19 protein-coding genes are annotated in these 20,504 nt (G+C 45.5%); 13 read left to right on the top strand and 6 right to left on the bottom strand.

The window, feature by feature from the left end; genetic code table 11:
• Window positions 1–23 precede the first annotated feature (23 nt).
• A complete protein-coding gene (locus OM416_RS26805) occupies window positions 24–572 on the bottom strand; it encodes a hypothetical protein (RefSeq protein WP_264934578.1) in 549 nt (182 codons plus the stop codon).
• A gap of 154 nt (window positions 573–726) precedes the next feature.
• On the opposite strand from OM416_RS26805, the gene OM416_RS26800 reads away from it, so the two are divergent.
• The 7 genes from OM416_RS26800 (at window position 727) to OM416_RS26770 (ending at window position 5,703) form a co-directional block, all read left to right on the top strand.
• Entirely contained in the window at window positions 727–1,086 is a 360-nt protein-coding gene (locus tag OM416_RS26800) for a PadR family transcriptional regulator (protein WP_264934576.1), read from the top strand.
• A complete protein-coding gene (locus OM416_RS26795; RefSeq protein WP_264934574.1) occupies window positions 1,083–1,778 on the top strand; it encodes a permease prefix domain 1-containing protein in 696 nt (231 codons plus the stop codon). The genes OM416_RS26800 and OM416_RS26795 overlap by 4 nt, the downstream gene beginning before the upstream one ends.
• Entirely contained in the window at window positions 1,775–2,332 is a 558-nt protein-coding gene (locus tag OM416_RS26790) for a DUF4825 domain-containing protein (protein ID WP_264934572.1), read from the top strand. The genes OM416_RS26795 and OM416_RS26790 overlap by 4 nt, the downstream gene beginning before the upstream one ends.
• A 132-nt stretch (window positions 2,333–2,464) precedes the next feature.
• The gene (locus tag OM416_RS26785) at window positions 2,465–3,235 is read left to right on the top strand and encodes an amino acid ABC transporter substrate-binding protein (RefSeq protein WP_036606344.1); all 771 of its coding nucleotides are present in this window, start codon (window positions 2,465–2,467) and stop codon (window positions 3,233–3,235) included.
• A gap of 112 nt (window positions 3,236–3,347) precedes the next feature.
• Window positions 3,348–4,007 carry an amino acid ABC transporter permease gene (locus OM416_RS26780; RefSeq protein WP_264934569.1) on the top strand — a complete coding sequence of 220 codons (660 nt, stop codon included), beginning with the start codon at window positions 3,348–3,350 and terminating at the stop codon, window positions 4,005–4,007.
• 33 nt (window positions 4,008–4,040) lie between these two features.
• On the top strand, window positions 4,041–4,796 hold the full coding sequence (locus OM416_RS26775) for an amino acid ABC transporter ATP-binding protein (protein WP_319951936.1): 756 nt from the start codon (window positions 4,041–4,043) through the stop codon (window positions 4,794–4,796).
• Between the two features lie 565 nt (window positions 4,797–5,361).
• Window positions 5,362–5,703: a DUF4190 domain-containing protein gene (locus OM416_RS26770; protein WP_264934567.1), complete on the top strand. Its 342-nt coding sequence runs from the start codon at window positions 5,362–5,364 to the stop codon at window positions 5,701–5,703.
• A 127-nt stretch (window positions 5,704–5,830) separates the two neighbouring features.
• Here OM416_RS26770 and OM416_RS26765 read toward each other — a convergent pair whose 3' ends face one another.
• Together OM416_RS26765 and OM416_RS26760 are read right to left on the bottom strand one after the other, a co-directional pair.
• Window positions 5,831–8,017 carry a YhgE/Pip domain-containing protein gene (locus OM416_RS26765; protein ID WP_264934779.1) on the bottom strand — a complete coding sequence of 729 codons (2,187 nt, stop codon included), beginning with the start codon at window positions 8,015–8,017 and terminating at the stop codon, window positions 5,831–5,833.
• Window positions 8,018–8,094: 77 nt separating this feature from the next.
• A complete protein-coding gene (locus OM416_RS26760; RefSeq protein WP_264934565.1) occupies window positions 8,095–8,673 on the bottom strand; it encodes a TetR/AcrR family transcriptional regulator in 579 nt (192 codons plus the stop codon).
• A gap of 304 nt (window positions 8,674–8,977) precedes the next feature.
• Here OM416_RS26760 and OM416_RS26755 point away from each other — a divergent pair, with 304 nt between their 5' ends.
• Window positions 8,978–9,340: a hypothetical protein gene (locus tag OM416_RS26755; protein WP_264934562.1), complete on the top strand. Its 363-nt coding sequence runs from the start codon at window positions 8,978–8,980 to the stop codon at window positions 9,338–9,340.
• Window positions 9,341–9,565: 225 nt separating this feature from the next.
• Here the strand turns inward: OM416_RS26755 and OM416_RS26750 are convergent, their stop codons facing one another.
• On the bottom strand, window positions 9,566–11,302 hold the full coding sequence (locus tag OM416_RS26750; protein ID WP_264934777.1) for a methyl-accepting chemotaxis protein: 1,737 nt from the start codon (window positions 11,300–11,302) through the stop codon (window positions 9,566–9,568).
• 428 nt (window positions 11,303–11,730) lie between these two features.
• On the opposite strand from OM416_RS26750, the gene OM416_RS26745 reads away from it, so the two are divergent.
• From OM416_RS26745 to OM416_RS26735, 3 genes are all read left to right on the top strand, one after another.
• Entirely contained in the window at window positions 11,731–13,731 is a 2,001-nt protein-coding gene (locus OM416_RS26745; protein ID WP_264934560.1) for a CotH kinase family protein, read from the top strand.
• Window positions 13,732–14,106: 375 nt separating this feature from the next.
• Window positions 14,107–15,795 (top strand): methyl-accepting chemotaxis protein, encoded by a 1,689-nt coding sequence (locus OM416_RS26740; protein WP_264934558.1) that lies wholly within the window; start codon window positions 14,107–14,109, stop codon window positions 15,793–15,795.
• 34 nt (window positions 15,796–15,829) lie between these two features.
• A complete protein-coding gene (locus OM416_RS26735; RefSeq protein ID WP_264934556.1) occupies window positions 15,830–16,474 on the top strand; it encodes a CatB-related O-acetyltransferase in 645 nt (214 codons plus the stop codon).
• 286 nt (window positions 16,475–16,760) lie between these two features.
• Here OM416_RS26735 and OM416_RS26730 read toward each other — a convergent pair whose 3' ends face one another.
• Window positions 16,761–17,033, bottom strand: coding sequence for an HU family DNA-binding protein (locus OM416_RS26730; RefSeq protein WP_036606368.1), 273 nt, complete (start codon window positions 17,031–17,033; stop codon window positions 16,761–16,763).
• A 104-nt stretch (window positions 17,034–17,137) separates the two neighbouring features.
• Window positions 17,138–17,338: a cold-shock protein gene (locus tag OM416_RS26725; protein ID WP_017690333.1), complete on the bottom strand. Its 201-nt coding sequence runs from the start codon at window positions 17,336–17,338 to the stop codon at window positions 17,138–17,140.
• 168 nt (window positions 17,339–17,506) lie between these two features.
• Here OM416_RS26725 and OM416_RS26720 point away from each other — a divergent pair, with 168 nt between their 5' ends.
• Both OM416_RS26720 and OM416_RS26715 read left to right on the top strand, forming a co-directional pair.
• The gene (locus OM416_RS26720) at window positions 17,507–18,397 is read left to right on the top strand and encodes a tyrosine-type recombinase/integrase (protein WP_264934550.1); all 891 of its coding nucleotides are present in this window, start codon (window positions 17,507–17,509) and stop codon (window positions 18,395–18,397) included.
• Between the two features lie 475 nt (window positions 18,398–18,872).
• Window positions 18,873–20,480, top strand: coding sequence for a response regulator (locus OM416_RS26715; protein WP_264934548.1), 1,608 nt, complete (start codon window positions 18,873–18,875; stop codon window positions 20,478–20,480).
• The last annotated feature ends 24 nt before the right edge of the window (window positions 20,481–20,504 follow it).

The raw sequence follows: 20,504 nt of genomic DNA, 5'->3' as shown, positions 1-20,504 counted from the left end.
GGCCTGTTTCTGCATGGAGTGCATCAATCCGTTTCCTTGATCTGAACACTAAAAGCAAATGAGGTATCACCAAGACTGACTTGTTGATCTTCTTTTGAAGACCAATTTACAAATGCGCCGTAATAATAAATTCCCGCTTCTTGGGGAAGGTGAAATGTACCATCCTGTGAAGAAATCTCGCGGCTCTGGTCACCGACGTATTCATACATCATTACGTTGTCGGGGGGAATTGGAATATCCATCTCAATGGTCACTTTTTCTCCTGCAAGAACTGGAGTTGGCGTTGTTCCTTCCAACATGGTGATCCCACCGACATAATCAGCACATTTACTGCCCCAGCAATAACTGCTTTGAACAGCAGGAACGGAGATGCCACTTGCAGTCTGGATAATCGGAGTAGGCAGTTCCTTGGGCAAAGTGGGGTCTGGTTCCACTTCTTTTTGGTGATTTGCTGGGGCAGAGTAGGGTTCGTTGGTACTGTTAATTGGAGTAGTGTTACAGCCGGCCAACAGGAGAACTGTTGTAAGAAATATAAGTGAGATGAAGGTCTGCATTCTAGTTAGCGATTTCATTCTATTACCTCCCTAATATCTTCCAGACGGAGATATGGGGATAAAGGTTGCTTTGCTTTTTATGGATATACTACACGATACATATTACCTTTACAGACATAGTAATATGTCTTATAGTATACGCAGGATTGAAGAAAGTCGGTGAAACTCGCAGATGGATGTGCAAGTGATTAACAGTGATCTGATTCGGGGCAATATTGACCCGATCATTCTGAGTGTGCTAATACCCGCGGATAACTATGGCTACAGCATTATTAAGGAAATCTATCGCAAGAGCGGAGAGCAATTTGAACTGAAGGAACCTACGCTTTATTCCAGTTTGAAGAGGCTGGAGAAGAGTGGATATGTGGAATCCTACTGGGGGGAAGAAACACAGGGAGGACGACGCAAATATTACCGAATAACAGTGCAAGGTCTTGAAGCATATAGAGAACAGGTTCTAGCTTGGCAGGCAGCCAAGACACTGATTGATTGCATGATTGTATTCGAGGAAAAAGGAGAGGAAAACCTATGAGATTGGAAGTTCGCACCACTCGTCATATCAATCGTTTGTTCGCTCATGCACAAGATACATTGGACAATCGGGAATTAAAAGAAGAGATTCACAGCAATCTGGCTGCACGGATTGACGATTATATATCGCAGGGGATGAGCGAAGAGAAGGCGTTCCACACAGCCATTCAGCATATCGCTGGTATGGACCAGGTGATGAGTGACCATCGAAAGGTGCAACGGGTACCTTACTGGACATCATTGTTACAGTCTACCTTGATTTATAGCCTTATAGCTTGGATCATTACCATTCCAATGAGAGTGCTTATGCAGGGCTCCGCCATAAACAACCTGCTTATGATCGTGAGTCTTATTGTTGGTGGGACGTATGTAGTGTATATGTTGATTAACAGGGGGAACGATCCAGTATGTTCGGTGAAAACCACGGTTATTCGATTCCCTACCTTAATGCAGTGGAATCGCAGAATATGGTGGTTGTGGGCGGCGTTTATACTCGTTCTGTGGGGAACTCAGGCGGCGTTGCGATTCGGAAGTAATATCTGGTTTAATCGCCCTATTCAGGTGGATGGACCCTACCAGTTTGCTGTGATCGTCATTGCCTTTGCCATCCCGTTACTGAGTATTATTATTCCTTTGGTAGTGCATCGGGCGTATCGGATCGTTAGCAAGTATGAAGTGAGTGATGCACTATGAGGATTAGAAATATATGGATTATAACACTTGTTGTGTTGGGTATCGTTGGCATAGTGATTGTTGAAGGCTTCGTTAATCCGAAGATCGAGGCGAAGCAGGCTCGGTACGAGGAAGAGCAGCAGAATCCGCTGACACATGATTTTGCCGCTTTAGCCAAATATCGCAGTCCCTACATGGGTGATAATTCAAACCTGAGTCATCTGAATCAGGCTTTACCTTTACGTGAAAGATTGAATGGTTACCAACTGTACCCAGAGACGTTCACGGCTCAAGTGAATTATAGCTTGGATACGCGTGAGATGGATGCAGAGGAACTTGAGCGGATACTCGTATATAATGCGGTTGCGAACTTTGTTATGATCGATAATCTGGAGCAGGTCGTCTACCAGTTAGAGAATACCAGCTATACCTTACGTCGTGAATCGACTCAACAATGGACAGGTACGGAATTAAAGAAGCTTCAGAACCTGGAGCTATGGAATTCGACTGTACGCGAGAAGCTGGTGGAACCGGCACAAGTGAAAGATGCATTTTCACAGATTGTTGACAATTAAGCTGCATGAAATAGAAGGAAATAGGCAAGATACTCGACTCTTCTCCCATGCTATGTTATTATAAATCTCTGATAACGTGGTAACGAACTAAAGCGTTTGGGTTTTGGTTATAGACATGGAGGGGTTCGAGAGATGAGAAAAAAAGCGATTCTACTATTATTCATTAGTATATGTGTATTAATTGTGGCTGGTTGTTCCAGTTCCGCAAGCAAAGACGATAACACGATTGTTGTAGGCATTGACGATAAGTTTGCTCCAATGGGTTTCCGGGACGAGCAGAATGAAATTGTTGGTTTTGATATTGATTACGCAAGAGCTGCAGCGGAGAAAATGGGTAAAGAAATCACATTCCAGCCAATCGACTGGTCTTCCAAAGAGTCAGAGCTGAACAGTGGCCGTATCGATATGATCTGGAACGGGTACACCATTACGGATGAGCGCAAAGAGAAAGTGCTCTTCACGAAGCCGTATCTGGAAAACAGCCAAGTTGCTATTACCTTGGCAGACTCACCAATTACGAAGCTGGATGAACTCGATGGCAAAAATGTGGGATTGCAGGCACTGTCCTCCGCGGCAGATGCACTCGCAGCAAGTCCTCTGAAGGATAAAGTGAAAGCTTCCGAATTCAAGGATAACGTGCTTGCACTGACGGATCTGAAGACAAAACGTCTGGATGCGGTCATCATTGATGAAGTGGTAGCGAGATATTACATGTCCAAAGAAGAGGGAACATTCAAACTGATGGATGAATCTCTTGCACCGGAACAATATGGCATTGGTATCAAAAAAGGCAATGAAGAGCTTCTGAATCAGCTGCAAAAAGCGCTGGATGAGTTGAATGCAGACGGAACAGCAGCTAAGATCTCTACTCAATGGTTGGGTGAAGATAAGGTTTTGAAATAGGCAGGTTACACACCTGATATATAGTTAGAAACAAAACGGACCCCGTATTCCACGCTGGAGCGATTTATGCTTCTGAGGAATGCGGGGTTAACAGATTAGAGGAGACAAAACAATGAGTTGGGATTATCTATCGACCATTTTAAAACCTATGCTAGAGGGTGCGCAGACCACGATTTTCATGTTCTTGCTCGCGATCGTGCTATCCGTGCCGCTTGGATTTGCAGTCACGCTCGCGATGAGAAGCAAGATTAAACTACTGGCGTGGATTGCCCATACCTACGTCTACGTAATGCGAGGAACACCACTGCTGCTCCAAATTCTATTCTTCTGCTTCGGTTTACCGTTGCTTCCGGTGATTGGAGAGTATCTGGTGTTTGATCGTTTTGTTGCAGCAGGGATTGCGTTCATCCTGAACTATGCGGCGTACTTCGCTGAAATCTTCAGGGGCGGACTGCTTTCCATTGATAAAGGGCAACATGAGGCAGCGAAGGTTCTAGGATTAACAAAGTGGCAGACGATGACCAAAGTCATCATTCCTCAGATGATTCGTGTAGTACTGCCCGCAACGGCCAATGAGTCCATTACGCTCATCAAGGATACGGCACTGCTCTATGCTGTTGCTGTACCAGAGCTGTTGTATTATGCACAAGCGGCGGTGAATCGCGACATAAAGCTGTTACCTTTCTTCGTGGCGGCGGTTATGTATCTGCTCATGACACTCGTACTCACGTTGTTGTTCAAGGCACTTGAGAAGCGCTTTTCATTTGAATAAATTAAATCTGATCAATCAAAGGACTGTCTGCATATGACACATATAATAGAAGTAAAAGAGTTGAGAAAATCTTTCGGTACCCTTGATGTGCTGAAGCAGGTATCCTTCAACGTGGAACCAGGCGAAGTAATTGCCGTCATCGGACCTTCCGGTTCGGGGAAAAGTACGATGCTGCGCAGCCTGATCCATCTGGAGGATATTTCGGGCGGAACGATTTGCATTCAGGATCAGACATTGGTCGATAATGGTCGTTACGCGGCTGCCGCGGATATTCGCAAGATGACGGATCGTATGGGGATGGTGTTCCAGCATTTCAACCTGTTCCCGCATCTGACCGTACAAGCTAATCTGGAACTCGCACCGAAGACTCTGAAAAAAGAAAGCTCAAGCGTCATTCGTTACCGTAGTCTGGAATTACTCGGCAAAGTAGGGCTGTCGGACAAGGCCGATGCCTATCCGGCCAACCTGTCTGGTGGACAGAAACAGCGTGTTGCCATTGCTCGTGCACTGATGATGCAGCCAGACATTCTCCTGTTCGATGAGCCGACGTCGGCGCTCGATCCCGAACTGACGGGAGAAGTGTTGCGTGTCATCAAACAGCTTGCGCAGGAGAACATGACCATGATGATTGTCACGCATGAGATGGGCTTCGCCCGTGATGTTGCGGATCGTGTATTTTTCATGGATAACGGCGAGATCGCAGAGGCAGGTCCGCCAGAGCAGATCTTCGGCAATCCAAAGCTTGCACGTACCCGGACGTTTTTGCAGCGGGTGGAAGTGGAAGGATAGAAGAAACTTCAAATCTAAGAAATGTGGAAAGAGCGCAATCCTATGAGTAATAAGGGAGTGCGTTCTTTTTTTAATAATAGCTTATGCCCACAAGTATATATTCCAGATCATCAATACCAGCGTCAACACGATATAAGTTACTACATTCCAACGTGTTCGCATTCGATAAGTGGTGTAACTCATGATTCCAAACAAAACAATACTAAAACATAATACAGCTACATTATTTCGATAAAGAGCAATAAGTAGAAGCATCACAATCATAAGGATGTTCATTACTTTATCGATGTTCATCTGAGTTAATCCCCCAATGTAATCCAGAAAAGTACTACCATAATAATATCTGTATGTTAGAGGTATTATTTATTTGTATCATCACAGTGAAAAACGGGTTCTAAACTTCATATTCTTGAAGTACAATGTGTAAGCTTACGCTTCAATTATGTGTCTAGGATGATGAATTAAAATAAATCTTACAAAAACTTCATAATTAACAAAATATGGAGTTATCAATTTCTATTTATCGATTATAATGAACATACTTAATAAATAGGGAGGATTTACCTTGGAACATCGCGAAAATGATGTAGATCGTTATTATAACGACACATTGCCACCACCGCCTTATGTAGTACCAAAGACCAATAGCAAGTCGATTGTATCACTAGTTTTGGGGATTCTGTCCGTCACAATTCCTTATGTGGGAATTTTAATCGGAATCGTCGCGATTATATTTGCATCTTTAGCCTTCAAAGAGATCAGAGTTCGCATGGAGCAAGGCAGAGGATTAGCCATTGCTGGACTTGTTTGTGGAATAATTGGTACAGCGATGTATGTATTACTTATTGCGTTCGTTTTATTATTTACTTTCGCTGTCACAAGCTCTGATATGTTCTCTACATACTAGAAATATGAAGTTAGCAAACTTAGATTATATCTAAAACTAAAAAAGCAAAGGCGTAACTTAGCCAACACCTCTGTTGTCCAGAAGAGGGTGGGGCTTAGGTATACGCCTTTGCTTTTTGCTTTACTTTCTACAGGTGAAGTGCGACTTCACTGCTGAGACTTTCGTTCTCCGTGGTGCGGTGCATCAGGAAATACGTTAAGGTTCCTCCGAGACCAATCACGGCGAAGATACACAGAATGCCGATCTGATCCCAAGTCACGCCGAACTGTCCACTTGAGATGACTGCTTTATATCCCGTTACCGAATAGGTCATAGGCAGCCACGGGTTGAATACTTTCAGCCAATTTGGAATCAGTTCGAGCGGGAAGGTGCCCGCGCTGGTCGTAAGCTGGAAGATCAGCATCAGAATCGCAAGGAAACGACCCGGATTTTCCAGCCATGTCACCAGTGCCTGAATGATGTACATGAAGCTTAGACTGGTAACAAAGCTGAACAAGAGGAACAATGGAATGCTCTGAACATTCAGACCCAAACCGTACAAGACCAGCCATGAAGCAAGCAGGGACTGTACAGCACTAATGAGAGTGAAAGCCAGCGTTTTACTCACAAAACGATTCCAGCCACTTGCCTCGCTAACCGTGCTGCCGCGTGTTGGCACAACCAATGTCGCAATCAATGCCCCGACAAACAGCCCGAGGGACAGGAAGTATGGCGAGAATCCTGTACCGTAGTTAGGTACCTCGTTATATTTATGCTCATCGACCTGAACAGGCTCTGCATACATGGTTACCAGTTCATCGGTCTTCTTCACACTACCCGTCTGCTCAGCCGCTTCATTCAGTTTGGTGGAAAGTTCGCCAGAGCCGTCCGTTAGCTTAAGCGTACCTTCTTTTAATTGACCGGCGCCGTCATCGAGCTTATGTGAGCCATCTGCAAGGGTTGAGATTCCGTCTGTAAGCTGGCTTACACCCGCAACCAACTTGCCTGCACCAGCATTCAATTGACCTGAACCATCCGCCAGTTTGGCTCCTCCAGCGGCTGCTTCGGATAATTTGGAATTGAACTGTTTCAGCCCCGTTGCAAGCTTTTCTTGTCCAGCGGATAACTGCGTAGCTCCTTGTACCAGTTGTTGTTCACCCTGTACCAACTGGCTGCTGCCTTGATGCAGTTGTTGTTGTGCAGCATACAGGTTTTGACTGCCTGAGACCAATTGCTGTCCGCCTTGATACACTTGTTCGCTGCCAGCGGCTACGGCCTGACTGGCTGCCAGGAGTTGCTGCACAGCAGGACTTGCGGCAAGTTCAGGACTGGCTTCAGCTAATTGGGCGAGCCCTTGTGCAACCGCTTTGGCACCCTCGCTAACTTTGGCGCTGCCCTCAACAGAACTTTGCAGTCCAGCAGTCAGCTTTGCACTGCCTTCCTCGGAAGCCGCCAGTCCTGCATCCAGCCTGGCTGCGCCTTCCTGAGCAGATTGAAGGCCCGTCTGTAGCTGTTTGCCGCCTGCTTCGGCTTGGTCTGCTCCATCACTTAGCTTCGTGCCTGCTGCTGTCAATTGGGACAGCCCACTGGACAGGGCGCTTGCGCCAGTATGAAGATCACCTGTACCTTGGGCGAGAGTGGACGTACCTTCTTTTAACGATACTACGCCCGTTTCGAGCTTGTCGGTACCAGCGGCCAGTTTGGACAGGTTCTCTTTTAAAGTAGCAGCACCCTCATCCAGCTTAATCGCACCATCATGAATCTGACCTGCGCCATCCCCGGCATCCGCCAAACCGCCAGAGATTTTCTCGACCTGATCCAATAGTGTTTCGGTATACGATTCTGTAACTTTGGCAGCGACTTTGGAGCGAATTTGTTTGACCGCCGTGCCGCCAATCTGACCTGCGAGGAAGTTGTATCCTTCATTGGGTTCATAGATCAGATCTGCCGGCTCAGGGTGCTCATCCATCAAGGTTGTTGCTTTGGTGGAAAAGTCCTCCGGAATCACAATCGTCATATAATACGTGTTGTCTTGCATACCTTGTTCTGCTTGTTCACGAGTCACGAATTGCCAGTCGAAATCATCACTTTTTTTCAATTCATCGACCAGATTCTGACCAACCTCCAGTGATTTGTCGTTGTAGACTGCACCCTGATCCGTGTTGACCACAGCCACAGGTAACTCATTCATTTTGCCATAGGGGTCCCAGAATGCGTTCAGGAACAGGCCACTATACAGCACCGGAATGAACAGTACAACGAGAATCGGAATAAATACTTTTGGTTTCTTGAAGGCGGATTTCAGATCCTGCCCAAATACGTGGAATGATTTCATCATGTTCTCTCCCTATCCTTACGCTAATCCGTTCGTTCTATCTCTATTATGTTCTGAAGCTAGTGGCACGCTCTTCTCTAAGTGGGGGATAAGCCATTCTTGAGAAAGAGGCCCACAAAATCCTTGATCTGATCCTTGTGCAACGTAGGATGCGCTTTGTTCCAATCCGAGGTTAAGGTGACATACAGCTTCAGTAGGACAAAAGAAACCAGCTTGGGATCATCCCTGCGAATCTGCTCCAACTCCATGGCACGGCTGACCTGACGCTCCAGATATTCGAGAATGGCTGTCTCCACTTTCTGTAAACCTTCCTTGGCTTGCGGCGTACCAAAATCGTTAACTTCCTGAAATAGCTTGATCAACAGCTCATGTTCCTCCCGATACTCCAGCAAAGAATCCATACTCATATGCACGTTATCCAGAAAGGAGTTCTCTTCCTTCACCGTTTGCTCCGTAATCTGTCTCATATCCGCAATGATCGAGCGCAGAATCTCGCTGAACAGTTCTTCTTTATTTTCGAAAAAAGTATAGATCGTTCCCTTGCCCACATTGGCAAGTCTCGCAACCTGCTCCATCGTTGTGGCCTTGTAGCCAAACAGGGCAAAGGATTTCTCGGCGGAGTCCATCACTTGTTGCCTTCGATCTATCGTTTTCATCGCAAATACACCTCCTTGTAGGTTGAAAGGATAATGGTAAGTAAACTTTAAGTTGACCGTTTTACTATTATGGTCAGTTGGTCGTTGATAACTGTAACACTTGGACAGGGGAAGTGGATGTGAAGATTGTCATTGTGTGGGCTGAGAAATGAAAAAAAACTGAGTAGAGGAGGCACGGAGTGAGAAGTTTCTATTATATGGAAAGGTTTCGAATATATCAGTTATAGAGATGAATCGCTATAATAGCAAAAGGATGGCGAAGAAATAGTGAATTATAAAATTCAACAAAGAATGAGGAATATGTATGGAACACGTTTTATGGACGATCTATCTTGGATTGCTGGGCACAGCATCACTCTCGTATCTTATTAAAGGAAAGTATAAGACGAAACTTAGCAAAATCGATTTTGTCGTATCCGTCATTACATGGATAGGGTTGCTAGGATATGTTACGGAGACAGCTATTCTAAATCCCGCTGTGTGGAAAATTATTACTGTGGCAGCTTTGTTATGGGATGTAATATTTGCAATGCTTTTAAAGGATAACGAAGGGGAAGAGATTTTAGATGGATTACCGATCATGACGAGGAGAGTTTGGATGTTGATAACACTAGTTATCGCGATTGGACCTTTATACTATGGGCTGTTTAGATATGCTTTCTTTTAATGAGGAGAATTTTATTAAGATAACTGGTATTCAGAAGAAGTTGAAATGACCCTCACGCCAGAACAGGTTCAACAACAACTATCCGATGGTGAGGTCAATGTTGTTCTAAAAAAACAAAACACCTTATAACAATAAAAAACCAAGGCCTTGAGTTTAATCACTCATGAGCCTTGGTTATTTTTGTTGGCATTACATATACTGTGCTAACGATTCTTCAACGCGATCTTAGATTTCCTTTACCTTGAAGAATGAGATTAACTCCTGTAACTGCTCAGATACTTCCGCCAGTTCGTCGGAGGCGCTGACGATTGAAGCCATGGAGGCTTCTTGTTCAGCAACGGATTGTTCGATGCGTTTCGTGCTGTTCGCCGCCTTGCTGACGTTTGCGGATAATTCATCCGCGGTAGCGGACATTTCCTGGGTGCTCGCAGAGATCTCTTCAGTAGAGCTGGAGATATCCTGGATCTGGTTCGCAACCTTATTCGTCGCATTCAAAATGTTTTCGAAGAATACGCCAGTCTCTTGCGTAACTTCCAAACCTTTTGTTACTTCCTTAGAGCCCAAATGCATGGCTTCGGATGACTGCATGATATCCCGCTGAATTTCCTCAATCAACTGTCGAATTTGCTTCGCTGATTCCTGGGATTGCTCTGCCAGGTTACGTACCTCGCCTGCAACAACGGCAAATCCTCTTCCTTCTTCACCTGCACGAGCCGCTTCAATCGAAGCATTAAGGGCCAACAAATTGGTTTGTCCGGCAATCTCCGTGATCAGATTAACAATATTGCTAATCTGGTTCGAGTTATTTTCCAAAGACTGAATTGAGTTTGACGTATTTTGCACCGCACCTGAGATTAGACGCATCTGCTCAATAACTTGCTGCATAACCACATTACCTGTACTGGAACGTTGCTCCATACTGAGTGCTTCGTCAGCCACATCGGCTGAACTGCTCGCAATCGTCTGCACTACCGTTGACATCTCTGTCATAGCGCGTGCGTTCTCCACGGTGGCTTTGTCCTGAGACACCAAACCAGTGGATATTTCACGAATGTTATTGCTGATGGATTGAATATTATCGTTGTTTTTCGCTGAAATCTCCAAGAGCTGTTTAGACGAGTTCGAGAGGTGATTGGATGTGGTTTGCACCTTGAATATCGTCGTGTTGAATCGTTCGATCATTGCATTGAATTTCTCATTGATGATACCCAGATCGTCCCGGCCTGTTTGAATGGTTACATTCAGATTACCCGTGCTGACTTCTTCAATACCTTTCATCAGGTTGCGAATTGGCAGCAGCGTTCTTTTGAGCAAAATAAATTGCAACACCATGAACAGGATCAGGAAACCGACAAGGAACATCAATCCGTACGTCAGCAATTCATTAAGTCCTTTTGGAACGGCACTTGCATCGACATCAAAGAATAGAGCAGCGTACATGGAGCCATCTGCGTTATTAATCGGATAGATTAGTGTAGTCCAAGTTCCATACTCATCGGTGTAGAAATCACTGAAGGCAGGCTCTCCGTCCTCTTTCATCTGTTCCAGCACCACAACGTTATTCTCGGGCAGCGGGTACATGGCACCTGCGGGCAAATTGCCTTCTTCGAATGGTTCCAACAAGTTGGTTGGAATTGCGATGATGGACGTTCCATTTCCTTGCTCAAGTTCTGAACCGAAAATGTACGCCTGCGCGATGTTTGGATAGAACTCATGGATGGAATCGAGATAAGCTTTCATTTCCTGCTGTACAGGACCGGTGTAGCTTTTTTCACTGGCGGCTTGTGCTACTTTGGCTGTATCCAGATCTTCATACCATTTTTGTGTGATGACTGTGGCTTGGTCGTGCAGCTGTTCAACTAAAATATTCTTTTGCAGCTGGTAAGCTGCGGTAATCAGGATAATACCAATTAAGGTGATACTGCCGAACGAGATCACCAGATTTTTAACAAAGAAAGGCATGGTACTCCAGCGAAGCTTATTAAACAAGGTTGTTCACTCCTTCTACGATTGTGACGAAGGACTTATCCTGGGCGTTGTACACGCTATGTAATTGTAGGATCAAATTCTCTTTTGGTTCTGAAAAGCTTTTTCATCATGTCTTTTAATATTCACGTATATGAACTCCAGGTAAGTTCTACTCTCAGATATATCGTTATAAAGACATATTAATGTTAGATATTTGCAATAAAATAGGACTTATGAACCGGTTCCAAGGTTATATTTGCACTTTTTTTCATTATATTTCTTGTGTATCCATGAAAATTCCATAGTGATACATATCATTTTTTTGTCGTTTTTCGCGTTTAAGATTCACTAAAGGTTCGTCCTTTAGCATGGTTACATAAGCCTCAGTTGCTTAACAGAAACCAAGAAGGAGGATTCATCATTTGAATATTTTATTACGAAAAGTTGCAGTAACGGCATTGTCCGTGACGATGGTAACGTCATCTTTTGGCCTGATTGCAAATCCGAATGCGGCATATGCCGCAGAGAGCACAGCGACAACCACGAGTGCAGGCGTGACGCAAGCTTATGAATCGTTGTTCCAGACGGATAACGTTATTGATGTGAATGTAACGATTGATGATGCAGACTGGAAGAGCATGCTTGAAAGCCCGCTGGATAAGGATTATAAGAGTGTTAGTGTGGAAGTGGACGGCAACAAGCTGGACAACGTCGGTTTCTCCACCAAGGGGAACCTGACCCTGAAAGCTGTAGCCTCAATGCAAGATTCGGACCGTTACAGCTTCAGACTGAAGTTTGATAAATACGACAAAACACAAACCCTGCTTGGACTGGATAAAATGGTACTAAACAATAACTACGCCGATCCGTCGTACATGCGTGAAGTTCTTCACTATGAAGCACTGCGCAGCATTGGCATGGATGTACCAATGACGAACTATGTTAATTTGTACGTTAACGGCGAGCTGGTGGGTTTCTATACTGGCGTTGAAGCAGTGGATGATAGCTATCTGGAGCGCAACTACGGTGAGGATTACGAAGAAGGCGTCCTCTATGATACGGATGAGAAGAGTTATCTTCAATATGAAGAGGGCAGCGACTACAGTACAATTACCAAAGACTTGGGTACGGATAAGGACAAAGCCAAACTCAAAACCTTTATCCAAACGCTGAACGAGATGCCAGAAGGTGAAAAAGGCGATATCGAGAGTGTGCTGGACGTGGATTCGGCGCTTCAATATATTGCTGGCAACATGGTTTTCGGCAACTATGACAGCTATAGCGGCGACAAAGGGCACAACTACATGCTCTACAGCGATGCCGATGGCAAGTTTACGGTTGTTCCTTGGGACTTCAACATGTCCTTCAACGGGTACTCGGGTGGAGGGGGACGTGGCACAACGACCGGATCAACCACGACCAACACCAATGCAACGAACGTATCTGTGGACGAGCCTGTACTGGGCATTAGCATGGAAAATGTACCGATGATTAACAACCTGCTTGCTGTGCCGGAGTATAAGGAAAAATATTTGAGCTACGTCAATGAACTGACGGACTATATGGAAGGCATTCAGGATCGTATCACTGGCCTTGCCGATGAAATTCGTCCTTATGTGGAAGCAGATCCAACGAAATTTTATACGACAGAACAGTTCGAATCCAACATCGCTTATTCTGCAAACGCAGACGCAGCAGGTATGGGCGGTACACCACCAGAAGGATTTGAAGGCATGACCCCACCCGAAGGTATGGAAGGAATGACGCCGCCTGAAGGTTTCGAAGGAACGACGCCTCCAGATGGAACAACACCTCCGACTCAGCCAGGTGCCGCAGCTGGAAACGGTACAACAGATGCAACAACGGGTACAGACAATACGCAGACACGCCCTGGCGGTAACTTTGGCGGCGGTGGAGGCGGAGGCATGGGCTCCATGGCTGCTGGATCATTGACGACATTTGCACTGAACCGTCTAGCGAATCTGCAAGAGCAACTCGGACGTGAAGTGACACCTTTGCCGGAGACTTCGGAAGAGACAGGTTCGAATACTTCATCCGGAGCAACGGACAAAACTATTACCGTGACACTCGATGGTAAATCGATTACATTCCCGGATCAGGACCCGCTGCAGCAAAGTGGCCGAGTAATGGTACCTGTGAACGCAATCCTTGAGGCACTGGGTGCAAAAGTGACTTGGGACAAAACGGCCAAGACGGTAACGGCTGTTCTGAATGACCAGACCCTTGTGCTCAAGATCGGAAGCAGCACCGCAACCGTAAATGGGGAGACACTCGAAATTGATGCACCAGCGATCATTCAAAACAGTCGCACACTCGTGCCTGTACGTTTCATCTCAGAAGGACTGGGCTTGACCGTGGATTGGGATCAAACCGCTGCACAAGTAAGCCTTACATCCAAATAATGAATCATTATTGTAAAGACTATTGTTTTAGTCTTTGATCTTAAAAAAGAGTCACATTTTCTTCCGTACAACCGGAGAAGATGTGACTCTTTATTTGATTGCATTAATATTCCAGTACATATTGTTATCTGAACTTTGAGAGTTTTTCTGCATTTTTCAACTCTACTAAGTTCCATTCCTCAGGGTATTTTTACACATTTACGGAGAATGCGTAAAAGATTAGATTTTGACAGGTCATTTTTGTGATAAAAGTCACTGAAATATTATAAATATTGTGAACGCTCCTACCGATAAGACTATAGTGATATTCGAAACAGAATCGAAATTGGCTTGAATATCCCCACAATTACATAGGGAAAAGGGTGGCTCACACACATGCGAAGCATGAGCATCGGTACCAAAATTAGTTTGATCGTTATCAGTATATTTATCGTCTTCTCCTCAGCCGTGGCGGTAAGTGTAATCCTGGAGATGAGACAGGGGATTACGACATTTGCTACAGAGAAAGCGAAGCGAGATCTGGAGATGGCGAATCATATCATTACATACAAGCATCCAGGAGATTGGGCCATTAAGGACGGACAATTATTCAAAGGAGATACCGCGCTGGAAGGCAACTTTGAACTTGTAGATGAGATTGGAGAAGCATCCGGGGACACGGTGACGATCTTCCGAGGTGACGAACGTGTTGCTACGAATGTTATGGTGGACGGGGAACGCGCTGTCGGCACGAAGGTATCGGCAGAGGTCGCCCAGACCGTTTTGCAGCAAGGGGAAAAATACTTCGGTGAAGCCGTGGTTGTGGGTCAGAAATATCAGACGGCCTATGAACCAATCAGGAACGCGTCCGGAGAGATTATCGGGATTTTCTATGTAGGGGCTTCTCAATCGTTAATTGATGTGATTATCTCCTCGTTCCTCAAGACGTTCCTGATCGTATTCCTGCTTGCGATGTTGGTCGCAATTACCCTGATCCTGTTGTACGTTCGCAGGGTAAGAGTAAGAATCGAACGGGTATCCGTGGCGATTAAACGTGCGGGGACGGGCGATTTTACACAGCCGGTTGTGGACGACGTCCAAGACGAGATTGGCATGCTGGGCACGGGATACAATGAGATGAGAAGTAATCTGCAGGTTATCATTCAGGGTGGACTTCAGGCTGCGGAGAAAGCAGAGCATTCGACTGGGCTGCTACTGAAGATTGCGGATCAAACGTCCAAAGAATCGGCGCAGATTGCATCCTCTGTTGAACAAGTCGCACAGGGAGCCGAGAGTCAGACGATCAGTACGGAAGAAAATCTGCAGGCGATGGAAGAAGTGGCAATAGGCGTACAACGTATGGCAGACAAGGCCTCCAGTATCTCGGAATCTGCATTGTATTCACGGAGGCAGGCAGAAACCGGAGGGGAAGCCGTACAACTGACCGTTCAGCAGATGTCTACGATTGAATCCTCCGTTACCACAACGGATGAAGTCATTCGTATGCTGGAAGGAAAGTCGGCCCAGATTAGCCAGATGGTTACCACCATTCATGAGATCGCGAATCAAACGAATCTGCTTGCTCTCAATGCATCCATTGAAGCGGCAAGAGCCGGGGAGCATGGCAGAGGGTTTGCCGTAGTATCTACCGAGGTGCGTAAGCTGGCAGAACAAGCTGGAAATTCTTCCGATCGTATTGAAGAACTGGTTCAAGCCATGGAACAAGATATGAAGCAATCGCTATCGGCCATGTCGAGAGTGAAGGACGAAGTGCAGGAAGGACTACGCTTGACCCGTGAAACGGAACAAAACTTCAGTCTGATCCGGGATACGAACCTGCGTATGGCTACAGAGATTGAGGACATGGCTGCGACGAGTGAAGAGATGTCCGCTGGTGTGGAGCAGATTGTGGCTTCCGTACATGAGATCGCTCGCCATGCGCAGACAGCCAGTACCAATTCACAGCAGGCTGCTGGATCTGTTCATGAACAGCTCAAGTCGGTAGAGCAGATCAAGGCATCTGCGGCTGTTTTGTCTGATGTGTCCACAGAGCTACAGACCTCACTTAGTCCGTTTAAGATTTAATATCTGTTACAATAGGGAAAAGGAGGGACTTCATATGGCCCCTGATAAAACAAAACTTTTCCCGAACGAGAATATTCGTACGGTATGTTACATTCAAAACCTGCCGCCGCGTTCCAACGTGGACATCGGTGATTATACGTATTATAGCGATAACACAAATCCGCCAGAGCAGTTCTATGACCGGATACAGCATCATTATGACTTTATTGGTGATCGCCTGGTGATCGGTAATTTCTGTGCAATTGCGGAAGGTGTGACATTCATTATGAATGGCGCGAATCATCGGATGGAGGGCGTGACGACGTACCCGTTCAACATTTTCGGTGGAGGATGGGAGCGCGTGACACCTACACTGGAGCAGCTTCCATATAAGGGGGATACGGTACTGGGGAACGATGTATGGCTCGGGCAACATGTGACGATCATGCCTGGTGTCAAGATCGGAGACGGTGTGATTGTTGCCTCCAATTCAACCGTTGTGAAGGACATCGAACCCTATACGATTGTTGGTGGTAATCCAGCCAAGACTATTAAGAAGCGCTTTGATGAAGAAACGATTGTGCTGCTGCTGGAATTGAAGTGGTGGGATCAGAATGAGGAATGGCTGGATACTCATCTTGCTCGTCTTGTCTCTACATATGATTTACAGACATTGCGCGAACTTCTAAACAGCAAGTAGGATAGTGTTTATTCCAAGCAAATCAGGCCCTGGACCGTTTTGAGCGGATCAGGGCCTCTTGTTGTCCAAGATGAAATGTTAGGTTAGCGGGTGGGTGGTCGTAGGGTACAATCAGACTTTGTTGATGGGGGCTTCAAATGAGTGTGATTTTCTGCATGATCCGTGTTCGTCTGTTTGCCTGAATAAAAGTTAATGATATCATCAACGGTAGTAAACACGACATTTAAATCCATATTATCATTGTGTGTTTGAATAAAAACCTCTTTTCAATGGGTTGTTGCGTTGTTTAATTTAAAGCTTCTTTCATGCTTAAACCTGCTGTAAATACAGGAACTTTACCTGCAGGTAGTTGAATTTCTTTACCTGTTTTCCGGCTTCTTCCCGTTCTTGCCTCACGTTTCTGTACTTCAAATTTCCCGAATCCAACCAGTTGGACTTCTTTACCTTCTTTGAGAGCTTCGAGAATTGAGTCCAGTACAACAGTTACAGCTTTTTCAGCATTCTTCTTGGAGAAACCGCCAGCCTTAGCAACTTCTGTAATCAATTGTTCTTTATCCATGGGGAATACCTCGCTTTCATTCTTGGGATGTGAAATCTTTTCTTTACTGTGCAACATATGTGTAAATAAAAAGCTGCCTTATTAATAAGGCAGCTTTCATATAATTAAAGTTTAGTAACGTTCTCAGCTTGTGGTCCACGGTTGCCTTGAGTTACTTCAAATTGAACGCGTTGACCTTCGTCCAAAGATTTGTAACCTTCACCTTGAATTGCACTGAAATGAACGAATACGTCTGTTCCTTCTTCAGTTTCGATAAAGCCGAATCCTTTATCCGCGTTGAACCATTTAACTGTACCTGTTTGCATGTGATTCCTCCAAAAAATAAGTTTTTAGCCGATCATTATGACGAGTATAAATTAAAATTGACACTCACCTGGTGCATTTAAACCACAGACTTGATGTCCGCTAATGTATCGATTAATATTATAATACCATGTCCGCTAATATAAGTCAAGATTTGGAGGTATTTTCTAATGAATCAGTCATCAGGGATTTCGGTGCAGCGGGAACCGACGATAGAGGAATTCCTACATATGCTTGCCAATGAGGGAGATTTGCATCCCAAAACCGTGAAGGAATATGCAAGTGATCTGAAGCACTTTATCGAATGGTACAAGGAAAGCACCATGCTCGTCGAAGAATTCACACTGCGAATTGAAGATATGGATACACCCACCTTAGTTAATTATCGTGAAGATGCACACAAAGTTATGTTATTGAAGCCGGCTACCATTAACCGGAGATTGATTACGCTGAAGCGTTTTTTCAAATGGGCTGTCTTGGAATCCAGGCTCAGTCATGATCCTTCCAAAGCATTGAAATTTATTCCGGAAGACAAAGTCAACCCGCGCCGAATGACATCCGAAGAAGAACAAGCGTTCATCACGGCAGTGGAGTACGGCAACTCCCTTCGTGATCAGACCATTTTGACCCTTATGTTTCACACGGGCTTGCGGACGATGGAGGTATGCAGCCTCACGCCTCAAGATATCGAGCTTGGTAGACGAAGTGGTCACTTGACAGTAAGAGCCGACAAGCGCAACGGGCAGCGAAAGATCCCTTTGAATATGCAGTGTGTTGTCATATTGAATCAGTATTTAGCCGGTCTGGCTACCGATAGTTCTTACCTTTTTCCTTCAGAGAAGACCAATGATCGTTTAACGGAGAGAGCGCTGCGCCACCTGATTAAAAAGGTAATGATTGCAGCAGGGCTGGAAGGACTGAGTTCACACGACCTGCGCCATCGGTTTGGCTACGCCATGGCAGAGCATACACCGCTGCACCGTTTGGCGGAAATGATGGGACATTCCAATCCGGATACGACAATGATTTATGTTAAAGCACTGAGTATGAATCATCGTTGAAACTAGAATGAAGGACCAAAATTATAGTTAGAATTAAAACTCCTCTTATTAGAAGTACTTCGAAATTTTCCGTGTTTGTATTACTTTAACCTACCCTTAGCATTCATATACTATCCTTAACATGTTATATAGGAGAGACTGCCCGTCAGGGTTGCCTCACCTCTAATGAAGAAAGCGATTACATATCTCGTATAATATTGTATATTATGATGGCATCCCCGGAACGTATCAACAGGAGTACTTTGTATTTTTGCATAAATCCCCGTGAGCAATAGAAACCAAATGATGCACAATGCTACATAAATCAATTTCATAACTCACTAAAAATGGATTTTTGTAACTAGATTTAGACAAAATGAACCGTTTTGATCTATATCTAGCCTTGATTGAAGCAGCTGAAGGTATTATGAAATTGATTCACATATATATTAATTGCTCGGGCATAAGGCCCGTCATAAAAGGGAGGAATCCGATCGTGTACCGGGTACTGCTGGTGGATGATGAAGAAGATGTGCGCGAAGGACTGGTTGTAGAGGTCGATTGGGAGGCGCTAGATCTGCAGATAGTCGGTTTGGCAGAGAATGGGCGGGAAGCATTGGAGATGGCGGAACGGGTAGAGCCGGATATTGTGATGACCGATATCAGCATGCCGTTCATGAATGGTCTGGAACTCGCACAAAGATTGAGGAAACGCAATCCACTCGTGAAGCTGGTCATTTTGACGGGATATGATGAATTTGATTATGCCCGGCAAGCCGTCTCATTAAGTGTAGATGAATATTTGCTGAAGCCGTTCTCGGCAGGGCATCTTACCGAATTGCTTACAAGACTGCGTGCACAGATGGCGGCTGAAGTAGCTGAGCGTGAAGATGTACAGCAGCTACGTGAGCACTATCACACCAGCTTGCCTTTATTACAGGCAGATCTGATGGCGACCTTGCTCCATCGGCAGAAATCCTCAACATATATTCATAGTAAAGCCAAACAATGCGGATTGGATCTGACAGGGGAGCGCTATGGGGTGTCTGTATTGACACTGCACATGGACGGAGATGCTGAACTGAAACGGTTTGCTGCACTTAACATTGCGGCAGAAGTATGGGCTGAGCATGGGGCTGGTCATGCGTTTATGCATCAGGAGACGATTGTCCTTCTCTATGTGGATCGGTGGAGCGGTATAGATGGAGCGAAGCGGCAACAGAAGGCATTGGAAAATGTGATGCGTAGCATCAACCACTACTTGCGTATTCCGGCGACGGTGGGATCTGGCCAGATTGTGGATACACTTGCGGATGTGAATCATGCCTACGAAGATGCCCTGCTGGCACTGGATTATCGGCTTGTGCCCGGGACGGATTCAATTATATACATTGCAGATGTGGAGCGGCAGACGGCGGGCAAGTTACGTTTTGATGAGCTGAAGCAGCAGACGTTGACACGTTGTCTGAAGGCGGGTACGCAGGCGGAGCTGGAGGAGACACTTGCGATCATTTTCCGGGAAATCACAGTGGAACACGGGCGAAGTGATATTCAGCTCTATCTAATAGAAGTGTTAACAACAGTGTGGAAGGCAGCACAGGCTTCGGGAGAAGCGATGGAAGACATCTTTGGTGCAGGGTTCCAGTTGTATGCGGATTTATTCCGACTGCCGGGTCTTACTGAGGCACAGAAGAAGGTACGGGAGGTCTGTCTACTCGTACAACATCGCATTGCCAGCGGTCGCCAGCATGTATACAAGGATATTGTTGAGCAGGCATTAGTGTTCACCAAAGAGCATTATGCCGACCCGGACCTGTCCATTCAGAAGGTGTGCGGGCATTTGCATATCAGCTCCGGTTATTTTTGTGGCATTTTCAAAAAAGAAGTACAACTTACCTTCCTGCAGTACCTGATGCAGATCCGAATGGAGGCAGCGCGTGAACTGCTTCGCTCGACCGAGCTGAAGTCGTTTCAGATTGCGGAGCAGGTTGGCTTTGCCGAACCGAATTATTTCAGTTTTTGTTTCAAAAAACATATTGGCGTCTCGCCCAAAGAATATCGTAAACAGGCTTCACAGGCAGCAAATGAAGGTTCAATCCGATGAAGTTCTTGTCCAGATGGGGGAAGT

This window comes from Paenibacillus sp. LS1 (assembly GCF_026013365.1).
In the GTDB taxonomy this organism is placed as follows: domain Bacteria; phylum Bacillota; class Bacilli; order Paenibacillales; family Paenibacillaceae; genus Paenibacillus.
This window is presented reverse-complemented; position numbering and strand designations above follow the sequence as displayed.

Coding starts and splice junctions, on each gene's coding strand:
- OM416_RS26805 (WP_264934578.1), bottom strand. CDS start 572: ATGAAATCGCTAACTAGAATGCAGACCTTCATCTCACTTATATTTCTT.
- OM416_RS26800 (WP_264934576.1), top strand. CDS start 727: ATGGATGTGCAAGTGATTAACAGTGATCTGATTCGGGGCAATATTGAC.
- OM416_RS26795 (WP_264934574.1), top strand. CDS start 1,083: ATGAGATTGGAAGTTCGCACCACTCGTCATATCAATCGTTTGTTCGCT.
- OM416_RS26790 (WP_264934572.1), top strand. CDS start 1,775: ATGAGGATTAGAAATATATGGATTATAACACTTGTTGTGTTGGGTATC.
- OM416_RS26785 (WP_036606344.1), top strand. CDS start 2,465: ATGAGAAAAAAAGCGATTCTACTATTATTCATTAGTATATGTGTATTA.
- OM416_RS26780 (WP_264934569.1), top strand. CDS start 3,348: ATGAGTTGGGATTATCTATCGACCATTTTAAAACCTATGCTAGAGGGT.
- OM416_RS26775 (WP_319951936.1), top strand. CDS start 4,041: ATGACACATATAATAGAAGTAAAAGAGTTGAGAAAATCTTTCGGTACC.
- OM416_RS26765 (WP_264934779.1), bottom strand. CDS start 8,017: ATGAAATCATTCCACGTATTTGGGCAGGATCTGAAATCCGCCTTCAAG.
- OM416_RS26760 (WP_264934565.1), bottom strand. CDS start 8,673: ATGAAAACGATAGATCGAAGGCAACAAGTGATGGACTCCGCCGAGAAA.
- OM416_RS26755 (WP_264934562.1), top strand. CDS start 8,978: ATGGAACACGTTTTATGGACGATCTATCTTGGATTGCTGGGCACAGCA.
- OM416_RS26750 (WP_264934777.1), bottom strand. CDS start 11,302: ATGCCTTTCTTTGTTAAAAATCTGGTGATCTCGTTCGGCAGTATCACC.
- OM416_RS26740 (WP_264934558.1), top strand. CDS start 14,107: ATGCGAAGCATGAGCATCGGTACCAAAATTAGTTTGATCGTTATCAGT.
- OM416_RS26735 (WP_264934556.1), top strand. CDS start 15,830: ATGGCCCCTGATAAAACAAAACTTTTCCCGAACGAGAATATTCGTACG.
- OM416_RS26730 (WP_036606368.1), bottom strand. CDS start 17,033: ATGGATAAAGAACAATTGATTACAGAAGTTGCTAAGGCTGGCGGTTTC.
- OM416_RS26725 (WP_017690333.1), bottom strand. CDS start 17,338: ATGCAAACAGGTACAGTTAAATGGTTCAACGCGGATAAAGGATTCGGC.
- OM416_RS26720 (WP_264934550.1), top strand. CDS start 17,507: ATGAATCAGTCATCAGGGATTTCGGTGCAGCGGGAACCGACGATAGAG.